Origin of the sequence: Roseiflexus castenholzii DSM 13941 (assembly GCF_000017805.1) — a bacterium.
Taxonomy (GTDB): domain Bacteria; phylum Chloroflexota; class Chloroflexia; order Chloroflexales; family Roseiflexaceae; genus Roseiflexus; species Roseiflexus castenholzii.
In genome coordinates, this window is the sequence record NC_009767.1 from 4197346 (window position 1) to 4215208 (window position 17863).

Consider the following 17863-nt stretch of genomic DNA (forward strand, 5'->3'; position numbering starts at 1 on the left):
CCCGCACAGGCTCCCTGCCACGCGCGGGAGACTGAACCGATATTGAACCGATAGAGAGGCGCACATGCCGGTGCGCTCCTTATCTTCATCCTTGCACACCATGTAACGTTCAACGTTCCCACACCCACCGCGCCTCACGTTCCACAACCTGCGCAAAGCGACTATCACGCGGAAGATTCTGCCATTCGTCGAGGGTGTAGACCAGCAGATCGACAGGAACAGGAAGCGAAGTTGTGTCCCACGCAGCGGCGCGCTGCTCGAAGGGGAGGTCAGACTGCGCGATAATCAGCACCACGTCTACGTCGCTGCCGACTCCCCAATCGCCCCTGGCGTAGGAACCGATGTACCCGACGCGCACCACACTCGAATGCTGTTCAGCCAGCGCCTGCGCCCATTCTCGCAGTGCGCGCTCAACCGTCTGCGCGTCAGGCCATTTCATGACGGACGAATTCAACGATCTCGCGCGCATACGCAATTGCCTGTTCACTCTGAAGAACGCCGTAATGCTCATAGGGCGCGCCCGCCGAATGTCCATTGGGATAACGAGTCGGGATGTAGAAGTTGTCCAGCACGCGCCCTTTGTCAATCAGATCGGGCGGAACATTCAGCGGCAGATCGGCGAGCAAACGGGCCACGACGTGTCCCCAGGCTTCCTGCCGGTGCGCGAGATGCAGCGCTTTGACGGCTTTTTCTGCCGACTGATGCGCAGCGAAGCAAGCCCATTCGTGCCTTCCGGCGCGCTGCGAGTCAATCGCCTGCTCCAGGTCGCGTTCCGCCTGTTTGAACCAGTCCTGTGAGCGATTCGGCATGGCGTGCGCCTTATTGCTGCACGTATTCGCGCTCGAAAACCCAATGCTCCGGTGATTGCGCCTCCATATCAGAGGAGCGATGCGTCCACTCGTCAACGGTATAGACTGAGAGGCGCGCAGGAAGCGGCAGCGGATGTGCGTCCCACGCAGCGGCGCGCTGATCGAAGGGGAGGTCAGACTGCGCGACGATGAGCAGTACATCTGTCTTGCCACCTGCCTGTGGCGGCTTATCAACATATCCGACGCGCACTATGTCGGGGTGCTGTTCCGTCAGCGCCAGCGCCCATTCCCGCAGCGCGGCTTCGGTCGATGGAGCGCCCCTCTGTTCTGCTGCACCAGGAGCACCATGTGCATGGCGACGATTATCCAGCACATTTCTGGGCGACGACGGGCGAAACGCAAAGATCACCGCGCCCTCTTCTGGCACGGGGTCGTACCCGCCCTGCGCCCATGGGTGACAGCGCAGAATGCGCCGAATGCCCAGATACGTTCCCTTCAGCGCGCCGTGCCGCGCAATCGCCTGATAGGTATACGTTGAGCAACTCGGCTCATAAATGCAACTCGGCGGGAGCGCCGGCGAGATGAACATCTGATAGAACCGGATGAGTTTGAGGAGTATCCAGCGAATCACAGGAGTTCCTCGAACGCTCTGTGCGTTCAGCGTATCGTTTCCCACACCAGATGCGCCAGTTCCGGCAGAATGAGTTTTTCCATCCCCAGGCGCACGGCGGCCGGCGAACCGGGCAGGCAAAAGATGAGCGACCGTTGAAAGACCCCAGCCGTGGCGCGCGAGAGCATGGCTGCCGGACCGATATCCTGGTATGAGAGCATGCGAAAGATCTCGCCGAAGCCGGGCATGCGTTTTTCGAGCAGCGCATCGATCGCCTCGAATGTGCTGTCGCGCCGCGCGATGCCGGTGCCGCCGCTCGTGATGATCACCTGACACCCGGCGGCGGCAAAGTCGCGCACAATGTCCACAATCTGCGCCGGTTCGTCTTTGACGACCATATAGCGCAATACGGTATGCCCGGCGCCTTCGAGACCGGCGCGGATGATCGCGCCGCCTGTATCGGTCTCCGGGGTGCGCGTGTCGCTGATGGTGAGAATGCCGCAGTTCACCGACGCAACGGCGGAGCGGGCGATCTTTTCGTGTTCTGAATGGCTCATAAGCGCAATATGGTGGTCAAATCGGCTCTAATGACATTATACCACTCCTGAACCCGATCAGGCGCCTCAGCGCCCCGGCGCGCTCATATGCACCGCACGACGTTCCCTTCGCGCCTGCCACAGAATGACGAGCACCCATGTGATCACAACGACGCTGATCACCGCATTGGCGCTCCCTGCCGCAATCGGCGAGGCGCTGACGAAGTCGAAAAGCCCGTGCCACAGGGCGACCGGAATGCCGCTTCGTTCTCAGGCGGGAAACAAGGGAGGAGAGAAGAGCGTTGAGACGCCAAACACCCGCTGCACATTTCAAAAAGCCCACACGTGAGAGGAGGAGACCGAGGACAGGCGACAGCCAGAGTATTGACACGAACACTCCGCGCTTGTAATGGAGGAAGCGCAGGCGCTAATCGCAGACCTGCGCCGCAATCAGGTGTAACAAACTCAGCAGCACACGCTTGACACTTTCGCGATCACGCGCCACGCAGGGCAGCACCGGCGCCTCAGGCGGCACGCCCAGGCGTCTTCTCACATATGCAGGCGGCAACGCTGCTTCATCATCCTGCTTATTCGCTGCCACCACAAACGGCGCATCGGTGATTTCTGCAAAGCGCGCCATCAGGCGCTGCGTTTCGGCAAAGTGCGCCGGACGACAACTATCGACCATGACCACGTATCCCAATGCGCCGATCGCCAGATGTTCCCACATAAAATCGAACCGTTCCTGCCCTGGAGTGCCGAAAAGGTACAGACTCAACCGATCATTAATGGCAATCGTGCCAAAATCAAGCGCAACGGTCGTTTCGCGCTTCAATGCGCGCTCTTCCTCCAATGTGACGCTGTAATCAGTTGACACCGGCTCAATATCGCTGATCGTGCGAATGAATTGCGTTTTTCCCGCCGCATACGCCCCGGTAATCACGATCTTCAATATCTGCATAGCGCACCGCTCCTCACAACCCGCGCACACGGCGCATCACGGCATCGATCAAACTGCGTCTGACCGGCAATGGACGCGCACCAGCGTCGGAAGCGGCATTCGCGCGCGCCAGCGCCGCCGCATGCCACGCGCCCTCGCGCTCATCGGTCTCGATCACAGACTGATCGCGCCAATGGGAGGAGCGTCGCTCGTGGTGTCGCGCGGGGGCGACTTCAATTAAGCCAATTGCCATCAACTCCAGGCACGTCCGGGTCACCTGGTCGAGAGGCAAGCCAAGCGCCTCGCTGATAGCGCGAATCCTGGAGCAGTGCGGTACCTGACTCAGAATACGCCACTGGCACACGCTCAAACTCACCTTGCTTTCGCGTCCCGGCGTCAATGATGACAGTTGCAGAGGTGTATCGGGCGTAATGTGGTGATACGGCAACAAAAATCGCGGATCGTCACGGCGCTTAATGCTCTCCAGCACCAGATGCTCTGCATCGTGACGCATACGCACCGGACGGCGCATCACCGATGCGTTGTGACGAAAGACAAACGTCGCGTCGTCCCAGAGCAATATGTGAATAACTGCTTCGTCCTGCGCGGCGATAATCGCGCGATCCGGGAGTCGCACAACGGCGGCGTCGATCAGATCTCCGGCGGCAACATACACAATGGCGCGTAAATTGTGATACGCCAGGAACAGCACGCCTGTTTTTGGTCCCATCCGAAAGACCTGAAACAGGTCGCTCAACGACATATCCTGGAGTGTGCCTTCGAGCGCCATTGCCGCACCTCCCACGATGGTATTATGCTTCGCCTGACAGCAACCGACGCGCTAGTCGTTCGTTGCCGACCATCTCTGCAAGCGCCTGGATCTGGCGATCCTCGTATGCCTGGTTGAACACGGCGACATCAAGCGCCAGCACTTTGCGCACTGCCGTAGCAGCCGCATCGGGTTGCGCGTGCGCGCGCGCAACCGTTTCGGCGTGCGCCATCGCAACGTCGAGCATGGCAAGCGGATAGCGCACCGGCAGACCGATCCGCACGTGCGTGTCGCCGATCTTGATGCGACGCCGGGCGTAGGCTTCGTCGTACACGCCGCAGAACAGTTCAACGAACCAGTTCTGCAACATGGAGTACATGTGGTTCATATTCACATTGCTGAAATACTCGGCCGTTTGCGGATGGGAAAGCAACCGCTCATAGAAATCCTCGCGCATCGCCGGCGCCTGTTGGTGCGCTTTGTCCTGCAATGATTTGAGAATGGCTGCTTCATCCGCGCTGAGATTCATGAGCTGCACCAGCTCACCCAGTGTTGCTTCGTTCTTGATCTGCCAGCTCAATCGGTCAACAGACATTGAATTCCTCCCTGATATGTGGACTCGGTTTGCATGGTTGCGCCCGATGCCAATCGACTCTGGGCGTGACGAGAGACGCATTGAGGTGTGAAGGAAGTTGGTATCGATCGAACAGAATGGAACTCGTTGTCTCGGAACGGGGAGACCGCATGCATCAACGGGGAAGAGCAATGCCTGCGGGTTTAGACGATCTGCCCGATTGCTCTGGCGGCATCGCGCGCTTCGAGACGAACCAGACCGAGGTTGGCGTCCTGCCGCAGGTTGACTGCCAGCAGGCTTTGATCGCCGGCCGGCAATACCATGAAGAGACCTTTGTTGGCTTTGATGATGATCTCTTCAGCCAGTCCAATTTTCAGTTCGCCGCCAACACGCCGCGTGACACCCATGATGGTCGCCGCCACTGCCGCCACACGCTCATTGCTGACATCCGCCGACATGCGCGATGCGAATGAGATACCATCGAGGCCCACAGCCGCAGCGCCGACCACGTCGGTTCCGGTGTTCGTCATGAGTTGGTCGATGACTGCCATGATTTGTTCTTGCCGGGAAGCCATAGCGCCTCTAAGTCCTTTCTTTGGGCGAATATGTTGCCCCTATTATCCGGTTAAGCGTTTCTCAAGACGATCACAGTTTCGTAACAATTTGTCACTATTTTCGCAATCATACGACGCTCTTTCATAAGACGAGCGCTGGAGACTCCACACAACCGGGCAGGCGAAGGCGATGCCTTTGCCTGCCCAACGAGATGTTCGTAGCGGCACAGGTCTACCATATGGACGCGCGCGCAGGTTTCCATACCTGTCTGGTTGCTCCACCAATCAAGGACTCACGCCCGTTGCTAAAGCGTGGACCGGTGGTTCTCGTTGTGGTATTATTGAGATGTTCAGCGAAGAACAACCGAGACGCACAAACTATCATCTTCTGCATCCATATCGAGAGCGTCTATGCATAAGCGCTTCCTCTTCATCCTGCTGGCGCTGAGCATGAGTTTCACGCCAGCGCTGCGTGCTCAAACCGATGCACCGCCCAGTATCAGGCAGACGAACGATCATCTATCATCAACCTCCGTCTCGGCTGAAACACCGGCGGACTTCACTGTCTACTTGCCTCTCGTGCGCGTTCCACCGGTTCCGGTGGCTACAGTGCTGAAACCATTCGATGTGAATGCCAGTGATCTGGTTGGTCCGGCAAGCTGGGATGCCAATTATGGCAAACGTCCTGAAATTATCGTTGTTGCGCAGGGAAGCACCCTCCATATTCTCGCGCAGGACTATGACCCCAGTACCGCCTGGAACGCGGCGCTCTTGCGCCTTGAACCTGCTGATGGCGGGTATCAGATAACCCAGGCGCTCACCCAACTGCCCATGCTGGATCGGATCATGGGTCTGGCGGTGGATGATGCAGGCAATCGCTATTATGCGACGTGCGTTGACGAGGCGCATCTTGTCAATCCTTACTACCCACCGCCTGGTTATCGCAGCAATATCGTGCGGGTGATCAAAGTCAGTCCGGCGGGCGAAGCGCTCTTCAATGTCGATCTCGATGTGGCGCGTCACGATGCGCCGATCATTAACCCAATGACGGCGTCATCAGCGCGTCTGGCGTTCGGCGGGAATCACATTGCGCTGGTGCATGGAGGAAACACGTCTCCCGACTGGAGCATCGAGGGGCAACGCCATCAGATATCGCTTTTCACCGAGCTCGATGCAATCAGCGGCGCGATTATAAAAACTCAAGGCGTTTGGACCAGCCATGCATTCGATCAACGGTTACTGTTTGATGGAACGCGGATACTCCAGCTTCATCTGGGCGATGCTTATCCGCGCGCTATCGTGCTGGGGCGCGGTTTTTATGAGGATTCAAACATATTTGCGATCAAAGGTCCCATTGGTGAAAATCTGACTGCCACCCGGCTCGGCAATATCGCTCTGATTGAACAAGACCCAACATACAAATATCTGGTGTTGTTCGCTACTGAAACCAGCGATCAGACAGGCAACATCTTTGACAGCAAAATCAATGGCCCGCGCAATCTGGCAATTGTACGCGTTCGAGGCGATAATTTCAGCGTCGATCCTGCGCTGCCTGACATCCTGACCGTTGAATCGGGCGGAGTCGTTGTTACCAACCGACTCCGCTGGCTGACAAACTATTCAGCGGAGTCGCGCCTGCATGCCGAACGTCCGAAGATGATTGGCATCGGGAATGACCGATATATTGTCCTGTGGGAAGAATGGCGGAACGTCAACCAGGAGACCGATGTATTCAACGGCGTGTATGGCATGCTGATCGATGCTCAGGGATCGATCCTGATCCCGGCGAAACTGCTCACGACAAGTCATCTGCCGCGCGGCGACGATGCGGTGTTCTTTCAAAACGGCGCAGCCTGGGTCACCGGCGATGCCGCGCGGCGAAACCTCTCTATTCATCTGGTGGATGCAACGCTTCAGTACCGGGTGGTGACGATTGACTGATCTTCGCCTGCCACAGAATGACGAGCACCCATGTGATCACAACGACGCTGATCACCGCATTGGCGCTCCCTGCCGCAATCGGCGAGGCGCTGACAAAGTCGAACGTCCCGTGCCACAGGGCGACCATTAGAATGCTGTTCCCGCTCCCGCGATAGATCCACGCCAACAGGATCGATCCCATCACAATGCTGATCAGATAACCCACAAAGCCGCCCATGCCGAGAGCGATGAAATTGTCCTTGTAGAAGAAGTACGGCAGATGCCACGCTCCCCACAGCACGCCAATGATCACAGCAGCGCGAATCCATCCGCCGGATTGCAGCCGGTGCAGCGCAAAACCGCGCCACCCGATCTCTTCCCCGAACCCATAGGTTGCAATCCATAACCCCAGCGCCGCCAGCACGCCAATGTTTCCCAGATAGTCCACCTCGCCAAATAACGCAACGTCCGGCAGCGCGCCTTGCTCGAATGTAGAGACCAGGGCTGCGACAACACCAAGTGCAAGCGGCGTTCCAAGCGCGACGAGCCACCAGCGCAGACCGACATCGGCACGAATGACACGCTGCCACAATTCCGCCAGACCTGCGCGCCCATCGCGCGCAGCGGTGACGACTATCGCCGCAACCATCGGACCAAACGCGCTCACATAGTGCAACCACGTCGGCGCCATCACGAGACCGTGATAACCGGCGATCAGTACGCCGCCGAGCAGCCACGAGAAAGCATAGGCGATCAGGAAGTAGGCTACGATTGGATTGTGATGGATCAGGCCGCGACTCGGCGGATGACCCTGCGCCACAGCAGGCATGATGGTTTCTCCTTCTCCGTTTGCACCACACCACAGTTGAGACTACAACATGCCTCTGATTGTTGCTTTGCGATGGGTCCGAATCTGATTGTCGTCATGGGACACGGATTGGTACGGATGCGACGGATTTGCGCGGATCCGCGTACACGCACCTGATCCGTGGGATTCCGTCTCGACTCAATGGCAATCCGTGTTCCGATACGTCACGCAAATCGGAGCATCTAAACAGACTGATGATGCTTGCCCCTGATCCGAAATTTCGCTATAATGTCGGTCTGTGGCAAGAACGCCATCGAAGCGTATTGAGTGTAAAAGCGCCGGGATCAAAGGGTTTTCAATGACCGACGTGATCACACTGCATCTACCGGCGGAAGCGCGCGCCGACCAATCGCGCGACGCAACGCCGCGTGAGCGCCGCTATTATGTCTGGACGGTCGGCTGCCAGATGAACGTGTCTGACTCTGAGCGCCTGGAAGCGGCGTTGCAAGGGGTCGGGTATGCGCCTGCCGAACGCCCGGAAGACGCGAGTTTTATTGTGCTCAACTCGTGCAGTGTGCGCGCGTCTGCCGAAGAGCGCATTCTGGGCAAACTGAGCGAGGTGCAACGCATCAAGCGCAACCACCCCGATACAAAGATTGTGCTCTGGGGGTGCATGGTTGGTCCTGGCAATCAGTCGATCTTTCAGAGCCGCTTGCCGATGGTGGACCATTTTGTGTCGCCTTCGGCAGTCGATGAGGTGCTGGCGCTCGCGCCCAACCCGATCTATCAACTCGATGAGCCGGCGCTGCCGGTGGCGCGCTGGGATCATCCGCCGGTCTCGGTACACGTGCCGATTCAGTACGGCTGCAATATGTCTTGCTCGTTCTGCGTCATCCCGCTGCGCCGCGGGCGCGAACGCAGCCGTCCGCTCGCGGAGATTGTCGAAGAGTGCCGCCGGATTGTGGCGCGCGGCGCAAAAGAGATCACGTTGCTCGGGCAGATCGTCGACTCGTGGGGGCATGATCTTCCCGGCCGCCCCGACCTGGCAGATTTGCTGCGCGCCGTGCACGAAATCCCCGGCTTGCTCCGGTTGCGCTTTCTGACGTCCCATCCCGCATGGATGACCGACCGCCTGATTGCGGCGGTGGCGGAACTGCCGCGCTGCATGCCGGATATTAACCTGCCGGTGCAGGCAGGCGACGATGCGCTGCTCAAAATCATGCGGCGCGGCTACACCGTACAGCGCTACCGCGAACTGATAGCGAAGATCCGCGATGCCATCCCGCATGTGTCGCTGACGACCGATGTCATTGTCGGGCATCCGGGCGAAACGCGCGAACGGTTCGAGGGCACAAAGCGATTGCTCGACGAAATCCGGTTCGATAAGGTGCATATCGCGGCATTCTCGCCGCGCCCCGGCACACGCGCCGCCGAAATGGAACTCGACCCGGCGCTGGCAGTGCCCGAAGGTGAAAAGCAACTGCGGCGCATCGAACTCGAGCGAATCCAGGAACAGATTGCAACTGAACGCAATGCGCGCTTCCTGAATCAGACGGTCGAAGTGCTGGTCGAAGGCGAGCATAAGGGCAAATGGCGCGGGCGCACGCCAGGCAACAAACTGGTCTTCTTCAGCGACCCGCGCGACCGAACCGGTCAGTTGGTGAACGTGCGCATCATCCATACCGGTCCGTGGTCATTGCAGGGGGTTCTGGCGCAGTCTGCCGGGGAATCGCCGATGTTGAACGGCGCCCCTGAACCGCTCGACGCCACGCCTGTGATGCAGGGAGCAATCACCCGATGAATACGCTTGATGTGCCGGCGTCGCGTTTGCCGATGCGGGTGACGCCGCTCGCGGCGATTGGCGCACTGATCGCCGATCTGCTGATTGCGCTTGGCGCAGCGCTTGCGCTCAGTGGAGCAGTCGTTGGCGCAATTCTGGTCCTGCGCGCTGCACAGTCCGGCCTCGAACTCGGCGCCATCGGGCAACTGAACGGTCAGGATATTACTCGACTGATCGGCGCCGATGGTATGGTCGCTCTGCTGCTGCTGCAAAACCTGGTCTTCATCGGCGTCGCTGTGGTGCGCGTGCGCGTGTTACGCCGCGAGCCGCTCTCGGTGCTGGGATTCAGCGCCCCACAACCGTTTCGATTAGTCTTCCTTGGCGTCGGATTGGGGTTGCTGGCGCTCCTCTTGAACGGCATCGTCGGCGTTCTGTTCGTCAGCGCCGGCATTCGCCAGAATCAGGCGGCGCTCTATCCGCTCTTTCCGGGGGATTACGCAGGGCAGGCGCTCTTCTTCATCGGCGCAGTCGTGCTGGCGCCCATCGGCGAAGAGGTGCTGTTCCGCGGCTACCTCTTCGGCTCGCTGCGACGGCTCGCGGGCGACTCGCGCGCCGGTATCGCCGTTGCTTACGGCGTCAGCGCACTGGTCTTCGCCCTGTCGCATTCGCTGGCTGCCACCGAAGGTCTCATCGGGCTGCTCGTGCCATCATTCCTGATCGGTCTGGTGTTTGCCTGGGGGTTTGACCGCAGCGGCAGCCTGATCCCGGCGATTGTGGCGCACGCTATCAACAATGGCATCGCATTCGCTGCACTGCTGACATGCGTCAATAATCCGGGCATGTGCCCGCAAATGTAACAAGGAGATGACATTGACAAGGCAGGATGAAAGATTTCGGCTGCAACGCCGCTTACAGAATCAGGCGGTCGAACTGGCAGTGAACAGCCGCTGGGAAGAGGCGGTGCAGGTCAATGAAAAATTGATCGGACTGGCGGAAACGACCGAAACCTACAATCGTTTGGGGAAAGCGTACTTCGAGTTGGGGCGTCTCACGGAAGCGCGCGACGCCTATCGCAATGCGCTGCGCCTCACGCCGAACAACCGCATTGCGCGCCGGAACCTCGAACGCATTGAGGAACTGCTGGCAAAATCAGCATCCCTTTCTACCGTTTCGCTGAAAGCCGGGCGTCAGCTCGTCGACCTGCGCCTGTTTGTCACCGAAGTCGGAAAAACGGCGCTGACATCGCTGATCGACGTTCAGCGCGGGCCGGCGCTGGCAGCGATTGTCACCGGTGAGAAGGTGGAGTTGCGTCCCGAAGGACGCGGCGTGGCGGTCTACGACACATCCGGCGCGCTGATCGGGCGCATCGAACCGAAACTGGCGCAGCGCCTGAACGAACTGATGGCCGGCGGGAATCGATATATCGCCGCAGTCGCGCACATCGACGGGCGCCAGGTGCGCATTATTATTCGTGAAACCTACCAGGCGCCATCGCAACGTGGGCGTGTCTCCTTCCCCGGCAAGCTGAGCGAGAGTGCGCTCCGTGGCGCGTTCATCAGCGGTGCGCAGTTCGACGAATTCGGCGAAGAATTGCTCGAAGAGGAGGAAGGGGCTGAGGTGCGCGAGGACGTGGACGAAGAAGCCTTTGGCGGCGAAGACGAAGAACTTGGGCTGGAGGAAATCGAACCGGACATTGGTGATGATGAGGATTTGATCGAAGAATAGCCGGTATGCCTATGGGCATGTAGCGCTGCCGTACTATTGCCATCCAACCCTGTTGTCCTCTATACTGAAACCGGACGTGCTTCATGGCGTCCGGTTTTCTGTGTGTTGCCAGCACACGGCACACCTCGCGCCCGCTGCCGATGGAGAGCAAGCATTATGGAAGTACGGATCGACGAAAAAGGCAAATTCTTTACACCGCGAATTACCAAAGATGCTGTAACCGCTTTCGTGCGCACACCAGATAAAGTCATCATCGGCTCGGTCTATGTCCGACCGGGCAATCGTCTGACCGACGAGTTGAACGGCGATCCATCCGCTTTCCTCCCCATCACCGACGCGCGCGTCTATCGGGCGGATGATGAGAGTTTTCTGCTTCAGACATCATTCCTGCTCGCTGCATACCGCGAGATTCTCTTGATCGGCGAGTTCGACGCGCTGGCGACGATTCGCGATGTTCCCTGGAACACGCAGGCTGCCGAACCCACACCGCTGATCCGCGACGGTGAGGACATGGGCGTGCATGTGAATGAGCGTGGCAAGTATTTCACCCTACGCACCCCAAAGGACGCCGTATTGTGCGCGGTGCGCGGCAGTGATCTCGCTGTACTCGGCTACCTGTACATTCGCTCTGATCGGCGGCTGAAAGATGAGTTGAACGACGAACAGGCGCGCTACCTGCCGATGACCGATGCCCGCGTCTTCCGTGTCAGCGACAATAAACTCCTCTATCACGCCAGTTTCCTGCTCATTGGTCGTCAGGCGATCGATATGGTTGCGCCGATCGATTCGGTCACCCGCGCCAGCGATGTTCCGTGGCTGCCGGTGCGTTCAGCGGAGGGGTCGGCATGAGTTTCTTCTCACAACAATTCGCAGATCGGCAACGCGCAGCAGCGTCTCCGGCCAGCGCCGCCGGCGGTGTCGCCATCCCGCCCGAACCGGCTTCGGTCGAAGAAACCGGTCTCAGTATGGGGTTCCTGAACGACCTGGTGTTGAAAGTCGTCTACTTTCACGGCAATATCACCGGGCAGCAGATCGCCGAAGTGACGAAACTGCCATTCTTTGGTGTGCTCGACAAAGTGCTCGAGTTTCTCAAACTCGAAGAGTATGTCGATATTGTCGGCGCACAGGGCGGCTTCAACGAACGGGCATTCCAGTACGTCATTGCCACCAAAGGGCGATTGAAAGTCCACGAAGTGCTGGATCGGTCGCAGTACGCGGGACCGGCGCCAGTCCCCCTCGACCAGTACATCGCCATGGTGCATCGCCAGTCGGTCGGCGATATGGTGGTGGACGCGAAAACCGTGCGCCAGGCGTTCGCGCACCTCGTTGTGAGCGACCGCATGCTCGACCGCATCGGTCCTGCCGCCAACTCGGCACGCTCGCTCTTCCTCTACGGTCCTCCCGGCAATGGCAAAACCACCATCGCCGAAGGGATCGCCAATATGCTGGGCGGCAACGTGCTGATTCCCTATGCCGTCGAGGTCGATGGGCAGATTATCAAACTCTTTGATCCGCTCAACCATCAGGTGGTCGAACAACCTGCCGCCGCACCCACGCATGAACCTGCGGTCTCCTTCGAAGGGCGTCCTATCGTGGATTCGCCGCTGCCCGACCGACGCTGGCTTGTTTGCAAACGACCGCGCGTGATGGTCGGCGGTGAGTTGATCCTCGAACAGCTCGAACTGATCTTCGACCCAATTGCGAAGGTGTACGAAGCGCCGTACCAGATGAAAGCCAACGGCGGGCTGTTCCTGATCGACGACTTTGGCCGGCAGAAATGTCGCCCGCAAGACCTGCTCAACCGATGGATCGTGCCGCTGGAAAAGAAGGTTGATTTTCTTGCCCTCCAGACTGGCAAGAAGATTCAGGTTCCGTTCGACGTGCTGATCGTCTTTTCGACCAACCTTTCGCCGCAGGACCTGGTGGACGATGCCTTTCTGCGTCGTATCCGGCATAAGATCGAAGTGCCCAACCCGACTCCAGAGGAATTCCGCGCTATCTTTCAGCGTGTCGCCAAGGCAAAGAACATCCCATACAGCGATGAAGGGTTGCGCTATCTGATCCTCGAACGCTATAAACGCGACGGGCGCGATCTGCGATCCTGTCACCCGCGCGACCTGTGCGACCAGATTCTCGACGAAGCAAAATACCGCGGCATACCGCCATCCATGTCGCGCGAATTGCTCGACCGGGCATACGATGCGTACTTCGTGAAACTCTCATAACGTTGGAGCAGAACCATGTCGTTACTGAAGCGAATTGGCGGGTCGCAACCGCAATCAACGTCCGAACCTGCTGTGCCGGTCAGCGCTCCGGCGCCGTCTGACGCAGCCAACCATACGCCAGCTTCGCGGACGGCGCCATCGACCGTTTCCTCCGGCAGCGAGATGTCGCAGCAACGCATGCTGGAATTGTCGCTCTGGATCGTTGATCGCATTCTCAGTTCGCTCGGCAATCAGCAGGAACTCAAACGCTCCCCCGAAATGGAGCGTCAACTGCAAGAAAAGTTCACCCTCGCCTACCGGCAGAGCGGCGTCAACCTGACCGACGATCAGACCAAACACCTCTACGATATGGTCATGGACGAGTTGTTCGGTTTTGGTCCCATCGAGCCGCTGCTCCGTGACGATAGCATCACCGAGGTGATGGTCAATGGACCGCGCGCCGTCTACGTCGAGCAAAAAGGCAAGATCACGTTGACCCAGGTGCGGTTTGCCAACGATGAGCATGTGCTGAAAGTCATCGACCGCATCATTCGCCCGTTGGGACGACGCATTGACCGCAAATGGCCGATGGTCGATGCGCGTCTGCCCGATGGTTCGCGCGTCAATGCGATCATTCCACCCTGCGCCATCGATGGACCATCGATTACGATCCGCAAATTTGCCAAGAAAAAACTGACGGTCGAAGATCTGATCCGCTTCGGTTCGATGACGCCTGAAATGGCGGAGTTTCTGCGCGCGTGCGTCGTCAGTCGCTTGAATATCATCGTTTCCGGCGGCACCGGCTCCGGCAAGACGACGCTCCTGAACGTGTTATCGAACTTCATCCCTCCCGATGAGCGCATCGTTACGATTGAAGACAGCGCCGAACTGAAACTCGGGCAGGATCACGTGGTGCGCCTGGAGTCGAAACCGCCGGAGATCGACGGCACCGGGCGCGTGACGATCAACGACCTGGTGATCAACTCGCTGCGTATGCGCCCGGAACGGATCGTCATAGGTGAGTGCCGCGGCGGCGAAACCATGGCCATGCTCCAGGCAATGAACACTGGTCACGATGGATCGCTGTCGACCCTCCACGCCAACTCGCCGCGCGACGCCATTGCGCGTATGGAGACAATGGCGATGATGGCGGGGATGGATATGCCGCTCCGGGTGATCCGCGAACAGATTGCATCCGCCATCGACCTGATTGTGCAGCAGACGCGCCTGGAAGACGGCAGTCGCAAGATTTCGTACATTACTGAGGTGCAGGGTATGGAAGGTGATGTCGTGGTGTTGCAGGATATCTTCCTGCTGCACATTCTCGGCAAAACCCCGGAGGGCAAGATTATCAGCGAGTTGCGACCTACCGGCACCCGTCCGCGTTTCACTGCGCGTCTCGAGGCGCATGGCTTCAAACTGCCGCCATCGATCTTCGGCGCAACTGTTCCAGGGCAGAAACGGCCGTGGTGATGGGGAAGGCGAGAGGGGCGAGGCAAGAGGGGCGAGGGGAGAGGGGCGCGAGTCCCGACCATGGCGTAGCGCGAGATTTATCTCGCATTTGTGGAGAGGCGCGAGGCGAGAGAGAGGAGAGAGACCCGACCATGGCGTAGCGCGAGATTTATCTCGCATTTGTGGAGAGGCGCGAGGCGAGAGCGAGGAGAGAGACGCGACAATGGCGTAGCGCGAAGAGACGCGACAATGGCGTAGCGCGAGATTTATCTCGCATTTATGGAAAGGCAAGAGGCGCGAGGCGAGAGCGAGGAGAGAGACGCGACAATGGCGTAGCGCGAAGAGACGCGACAATGGCATAGCGCGAGATGTATCTCGCATTTGTGGAGAGGCGCGAGGCGAGAGCGAGGAGAGAGACCCGACAATGGCGTAGCGCGAGATTTATCTCGCATTTGTGGCGAGGCGCGAGGCGAGAGCGAGGAGAGAGACGCGACAATGGCGTAGCGCGAGATTCATCTCGCATTTGTGGAAAGGCGCGAGGCGAGAGCGAGGAGAGAGACGCGACAATGGCGTAGCGCGAGATTCATCTCGCATTTGTGGAAAGGCGCGAGGCGAGAGCGAGGAGAGAGACGCGACAATGGCGTAGCGCGAGATTTATCTCGCATTTATGGAAAGGCAAGAGGGGCGAGGCGAGAGGCGCGAGGCGAGAGGGGCGCGAGTCCCGACAATGGCGTAGCGCGAGATTTATCTCGCATTTATGGAAAGGCAAGAGGGGCGAGGCGAGAGGCGCGAGGCGAGAGGGGCGCGAGTCCCGACAATGGCGTAGCGCGAGATTTATCTCGCATTTATGGAAAGGCAAGAGGGGCGAGGCAAGAGGGGCGAGGCGCGAGGCGAGAGGGGAGAGGGGCGCGAGTCCCGACCATGGCGTAGCGCGAGATGTATCTCGCATTTGTGGAGAGGCGCGAGGCGAGAGGTGTGAGGCGAGAAGAGGTGTGAGGCAAGAGGTGCGAGATAGAAGGTCAAGGGTGGTACGCGCAGATTCGTGTGCGTTCGTGTCCTTCGTGGATCACAAGCCAGTCGTTGTCAGCGGTGAGATAAGGGCGCCTGCCCCCGGCTGCGCGCCAGCGCCAGCGCATACACCTCGCGCGCGCCGCCGGCGCGCAACGCCGCAGCACAGGCATTGACCGTCGCACCGGTGGTCAGCACGTCATCGACGATCACCACGCGCGCCGGCGGCGCCGGACCTCTCCACATAAACGCATCCGCCACATTCTCAATGCGCCCCGCCACATCTAGCAACGCCTGCTGCTTTGTCGCCCTGAGCCGAACCAGGGGTCCGGCAATCAGCGGCAAGCCAGTTCCTGCTGCCACTTCACGCGCCAGCAATTCCGCCTGATTGAAACCACGTTCTGCCAGACGTTCTCGATGGAGCGGCACGGGAAGGAGTGCATCACACGGCAGCGGATGCGCGCGCAGGTAGGATGCCAGGAGTGCGCCAAGCGGACGCGCCACGCGCCGCCGGCGGCGGTATTTGAGTTGGTGCAGCGCGTGACGAAGGGGACCTTCAAACACATAGGCGATGCGCACGCCGGTGAGTTGATCGGCCACGCGCGGCGGATCGCCGTCATACCCGACGAGCCTGCGACAGCACTCATCGCACAAGACTGACCCCAATCGACCGCATCCGGCGCAGCGATCAGGCAGAACCAGGCTCAGAAAGGCGTCGATCAACCGCGCGAGTGTCATGGCATTCCTGCCGCCGAGATGTACCCTGACGGAAGAATATGCCATTGCACCCTATCACGCCATCACCCGCAGGTCTGCGCTTCACCGAGCATTCTGGCGGCGGCAAAGCGGTTCCAGGGTCACATTGGATCGCCGAATCTGTTACGATTCGACGATACAATACAATGGCGGACAGGGCACAGAGCGCCTGTCCGCCATTGCGATGGAGTGCGTCACCCAATCCGTTCAAATCCGTCTTATACCAATTCCCTGTGACCATCCGGCATGGTCACCCCGAGCAGCGCGCGGGGTCTGGCGCGACCCGCTCAGTTTCCGCGCTGCGTTTACCCTGAGCGAAGCGAAGGGCTCGGAATGACACGCATGCGGCATCTTCAACCGTAATTGGTATTAATCCGTCCGAATCCCTGTTCCGTGCATGCGCTGTGCGCACGCAAAAGGCGCCGAAGGACACCGGAAACTACGACGCATCCATCCTCTTGCGCCAGTAGCGCGCCAGACCGTGCCAACTCATTTCGACGGCGCCAGCCTGCGCATATTGCCGACGCATCGCTTCGTCCACATCTCCGAGATCCGCGTCCGCCAGCGCCACAAGGCGCGCTTCGGCAGCCGATTCCTCTTCGCCGCGCTCGAGACTGACACGCACCGTTTCAGCCCAGCGCAGCACATGATCCCACATATCGGCAATATGCCGCTCAGGATCGTGCGCCGGGCCAAAGTGAGTCAGCAGCAGCATGCGCGGATTGAGGCTCAACAACATGTCCAGCGTGCGACGCCATGCCTCCAGATCGATATCCGGCGGCGGCGTCGCCGGACGGACATACGTGTGCCCGGGCATCCGCAGACCGGTTGTGTCCCCCACAAATGCCGCACCGGTCGACTCATCGAAATAGATCAGATGGTGTGCGGCGTGACCGGGCGCATCAAAGACCCGCAAGGCGCGCCCGCCGATGCGCAGCGTCTCACCGCCGCCAAGCGTCACAATATTATCCACCGGCACCGGCAGGAACTCACCCCACAGATAATCCATCTGACCGCCATAGATGCGCGTGGCGCTGCGCAACAACTTATCGGGCGCAATCATATGCGGAGCGCCGCGGTGATGGACATACACCTTCAGATGCGGAAAATAGCGCACCAGCGATCCTGTTGCGCCAGCGTGATCCAGGTGAATGTGCGACAGCGCAATACCGTGCAGATCGCTGAACGACAGCCCGATCTGCTTCAGACCGGCTTCAAGATTGGGTAACACACTGGCAGGACCCGGATCGACGATGACCGGATCATCTCCCAGCATTACATACGTTCCCACAACCTGTGAACAACCGAGGTGCAGGTCATCGATAAGCGCAATGGTTTCCGGCAAGCCATAACGAGGATCGGTCATACAATCACATCTCCAGTCGTTTCAGCGAGACGTTCGATACCAGACTTTTATG

General features: G+C 59.3%; 17 protein-coding genes and 1 pseudogene. 7 read left to right on the forward strand and 11 right to left on the reverse strand.

The genetic code is table 11. The features are described from left to right. Positions 1 to 109: 109 nt before the first annotated feature. The 8 genes and pseudogenes from RCAS_RS16640 to RCAS_RS16675 all read right to left on the reverse strand — a co-directional run bounded on the left by RCAS_RS16640 (position 110) and on the right by RCAS_RS16675 (position 4789). Positions 110 to 439 carry a nucleotidyltransferase domain-containing protein gene (locus RCAS_RS16640; RefSeq protein ID WP_012121704.1) on the reverse strand — a complete coding sequence of 110 codons (330 nt, stop codon included), beginning with the start codon at positions 437 to 439 and terminating at the stop codon, positions 110 to 112. After that, positions 426 to 809, reverse strand: a complete 384-nt coding sequence (locus RCAS_RS16645) for a HEPN domain-containing protein (RefSeq protein WP_012121705.1) — start codon at positions 807 to 809, stop codon at positions 426 to 428. The genes RCAS_RS16640 and RCAS_RS16645 overlap by 14 nt, the downstream gene beginning before the upstream one ends. A gap of 421 nt (positions 810 to 1230) precedes the next feature. Beyond that, positions 1231 to 1440: pseudogene (gene yidD, locus RCAS_RS26050) on the reverse strand (membrane protein insertion efficiency factor YidD); the annotation flags it as partial. 26 nt (positions 1441 to 1466) lie between these two features. Next, positions 1467 to 1976 carry a MogA/MoaB family molybdenum cofactor biosynthesis protein gene (locus tag RCAS_RS16655; protein ID WP_012121707.1) on the reverse strand — a complete coding sequence of 170 codons (510 nt, stop codon included), beginning with the start codon at positions 1974 to 1976 and terminating at the stop codon, positions 1467 to 1469. Between the two features lie 406 nt (positions 1977 to 2382). Next, complete coding sequence (locus tag RCAS_RS16660; RefSeq protein WP_012121708.1) at positions 2383 to 2916, reverse strand: GTP-binding protein; 534 nt, start codon at positions 2914 to 2916, stop codon at positions 2383 to 2385. A gap of 13 nt (positions 2917 to 2929) precedes the next feature. Beyond that, the gene (locus RCAS_RS16665) at positions 2930 to 3685 is read right to left on the reverse strand and encodes a DUF4388 domain-containing protein (protein WP_012121709.1); all 756 of its coding nucleotides are present in this window, start codon (positions 3683 to 3685) and stop codon (positions 2930 to 2932) included. 22 nt (positions 3686 to 3707) lie between these two features. After that, the gene (locus RCAS_RS16670) at positions 3708 to 4259 is read right to left on the reverse strand and encodes a protoglobin domain-containing protein (RefSeq protein ID WP_012121710.1); all 552 of its coding nucleotides are present in this window, start codon (positions 4257 to 4259) and stop codon (positions 3708 to 3710) included. A 182-nt stretch (positions 4260 to 4441) separates the two neighbouring features. Further along, on the reverse strand, positions 4442 to 4789 hold the full coding sequence (locus RCAS_RS16675) for a roadblock/LC7 domain-containing protein (RefSeq protein WP_232280045.1): 348 nt from the start codon (positions 4787 to 4789) through the stop codon (positions 4442 to 4444). Between the two features lie 414 nt (positions 4790 to 5203). Between RCAS_RS16675 and RCAS_RS16680 the strand changes: the two genes are divergently transcribed. Continuing rightward, entirely contained in the window at positions 5204 to 6733 is a 1530-nt protein-coding gene (locus tag RCAS_RS16680; protein WP_012121712.1) for a hypothetical protein, read from the forward strand. Here the strand turns inward: RCAS_RS16680 and RCAS_RS16685 are convergent. After that, positions 6681 to 7541 carry a CPBP family intramembrane glutamic endopeptidase gene (locus RCAS_RS16685; protein ID WP_012121713.1) on the reverse strand — a complete coding sequence of 287 codons (861 nt, stop codon included), beginning with the start codon at positions 7539 to 7541 and terminating at the stop codon, positions 6681 to 6683. The two genes, RCAS_RS16680 and RCAS_RS16685, sit on opposite strands and share 53 nt — an antisense overlap. Before the next feature lie 337 nt (positions 7542 to 7878). On the opposite strand from RCAS_RS16685, the gene RCAS_RS16690 reads away from it, so the two are divergent. The 6 genes from RCAS_RS16690 (at position 7879) to RCAS_RS16715 (ending at position 14702) form a co-directional block, all read left to right on the forward strand. Then, positions 7879 to 9321 carry a MiaB/RimO family radical SAM methylthiotransferase gene (locus tag RCAS_RS16690; RefSeq protein WP_012121714.1) on the forward strand — a complete coding sequence of 481 codons (1443 nt, stop codon included), beginning with the start codon at positions 7879 to 7881 and terminating at the stop codon, positions 9319 to 9321. Continuing rightward, on the forward strand, positions 9318 to 10157 hold the full coding sequence (locus tag RCAS_RS16695) for a CPBP family intramembrane glutamic endopeptidase (RefSeq protein WP_012121715.1): 840 nt from the start codon (positions 9318 to 9320) through the stop codon (positions 10155 to 10157). The genes RCAS_RS16690 and RCAS_RS16695 overlap by 4 nt, the downstream gene beginning before the upstream one ends. A gap of 7 nt (positions 10158 to 10164) precedes the next feature. Continuing rightward, a complete protein-coding gene (locus RCAS_RS16700) occupies positions 10165 to 11025 on the forward strand; it encodes a tetratricopeptide repeat protein (protein WP_012121716.1) in 861 nt (286 codons plus the stop codon). 156 nt (positions 11026 to 11181) lie between these two features. Next, positions 11182 to 11874: a DUF6812 domain-containing protein gene (locus tag RCAS_RS16705; RefSeq protein ID WP_012121717.1), complete on the forward strand. Its 693-nt coding sequence runs from the start codon at positions 11182 to 11184 to the stop codon at positions 11872 to 11874. After that, positions 11871 to 13250 (forward strand): AAA family ATPase, encoded by a 1380-nt coding sequence (locus RCAS_RS16710; RefSeq protein ID WP_012121718.1) that lies wholly within the window; start codon positions 11871 to 11873, stop codon positions 13248 to 13250. The genes RCAS_RS16705 and RCAS_RS16710 overlap by 4 nt, the downstream gene beginning before the upstream one ends. A gap of 15 nt (positions 13251 to 13265) precedes the next feature. Next, the gene (locus RCAS_RS16715; RefSeq protein ID WP_012121719.1) at positions 13266 to 14702 is read left to right on the forward strand and encodes a CpaF family protein; all 1437 of its coding nucleotides are present in this window, start codon (positions 13266 to 13268) and stop codon (positions 14700 to 14702) included. A 1062-nt stretch (positions 14703 to 15764) separates the two neighbouring features. Here the strand turns inward: RCAS_RS16715 and RCAS_RS16720 are convergent. Together RCAS_RS16720 and RCAS_RS16725 are read right to left on the reverse strand one after the other, a co-directional pair. Next, positions 15765 to 16427 (reverse strand): ComF family protein, encoded by a 663-nt coding sequence (locus RCAS_RS16720; protein WP_041330965.1) that lies wholly within the window; start codon positions 16425 to 16427, stop codon positions 15765 to 15767. Between the two features lie 457 nt (positions 16428 to 16884). Further along, positions 16885 to 17811, reverse strand: a complete 927-nt coding sequence (locus RCAS_RS16725) for an MBL fold metallo-hydrolase (protein WP_012121721.1) — start codon at positions 17809 to 17811, stop codon at positions 16885 to 16887. Positions 17812 to 17863 lie beyond the last annotated feature (52 nt).

Excerpts from the sequence above, each read along its gene's own strand:
- RCAS_RS16640 (WP_012121704.1), bottom strand. The coding sequence starts at position 439 with ATGAAATGGCCTGACGCGCAGACGGTTGAGCGCGCACTGCGAGAATGG.
- RCAS_RS16645 (WP_012121705.1), bottom strand. The coding sequence starts at position 809 with ATGCCGAATCGCTCACAGGACTGGTTCAAACAGGCGGAACGCGACCTG.
- RCAS_RS16655 (WP_012121707.1), bottom strand. The coding sequence starts at position 1,976 with ATGAGCCATTCAGAACACGAAAAGATCGCCCGCTCCGCCGTTGCGTCG.
- RCAS_RS16660 (WP_012121708.1), bottom strand. The coding sequence starts at position 2,916 with ATGCAGATATTGAAGATCGTGATTACCGGGGCGTATGCGGCGGGAAAA.
- RCAS_RS16665 (WP_012121709.1), bottom strand. The coding sequence starts at position 3,685 with ATGGCGCTCGAAGGCACACTCCAGGATATGTCGTTGAGCGACCTGTTT.
- RCAS_RS16670 (WP_012121710.1), bottom strand. The coding sequence starts at position 4,259 with ATGTCTGTTGACCGATTGAGCTGGCAGATCAAGAACGAAGCAACACTG.
- RCAS_RS16675 (WP_232280045.1), bottom strand. The coding sequence starts at position 4,789 with ATGGCAGTCATCGACCAACTCATGACGAACACCGGAACCGACGTGGTC.
- RCAS_RS16680 (WP_012121712.1), top strand. The coding sequence starts at position 5,204 with ATGCATAAGCGCTTCCTCTTCATCCTGCTGGCGCTGAGCATGAGTTTC.
- RCAS_RS16685 (WP_012121713.1), bottom strand. The coding sequence starts at position 7,541 with ATGCCTGCTGTGGCGCAGGGTCATCCGCCGAGTCGCGGCCTGATCCAT.
- RCAS_RS16690 (WP_012121714.1), top strand. The coding sequence starts at position 7,879 with ATGACCGACGTGATCACACTGCATCTACCGGCGGAAGCGCGCGCCGAC.
- RCAS_RS16695 (WP_012121715.1), top strand. The coding sequence starts at position 9,318 with ATGAATACGCTTGATGTGCCGGCGTCGCGTTTGCCGATGCGGGTGACG.
- RCAS_RS16700 (WP_012121716.1), top strand. The coding sequence starts at position 10,165 with ATGACATTGACAAGGCAGGATGAAAGATTTCGGCTGCAACGCCGCTTA.
- RCAS_RS16705 (WP_012121717.1), top strand. The coding sequence starts at position 11,182 with ATGGAAGTACGGATCGACGAAAAAGGCAAATTCTTTACACCGCGAATT.
- RCAS_RS16710 (WP_012121718.1), top strand. The coding sequence starts at position 11,871 with ATGAGTTTCTTCTCACAACAATTCGCAGATCGGCAACGCGCAGCAGCG.
- RCAS_RS16715 (WP_012121719.1), top strand. The coding sequence starts at position 13,266 with ATGTCGTTACTGAAGCGAATTGGCGGGTCGCAACCGCAATCAACGTCC.
- RCAS_RS16720 (WP_041330965.1), bottom strand. The coding sequence starts at position 16,427 with ATGACACTCGCGCGGTTGATCGACGCCTTTCTGAGCCTGGTTCTGCCT.
- RCAS_RS16725 (WP_012121721.1), bottom strand. The coding sequence starts at position 17,811 with ATGACCGATCCTCGTTATGGCTTGCCGGAAACCATTGCGCTTATCGAT.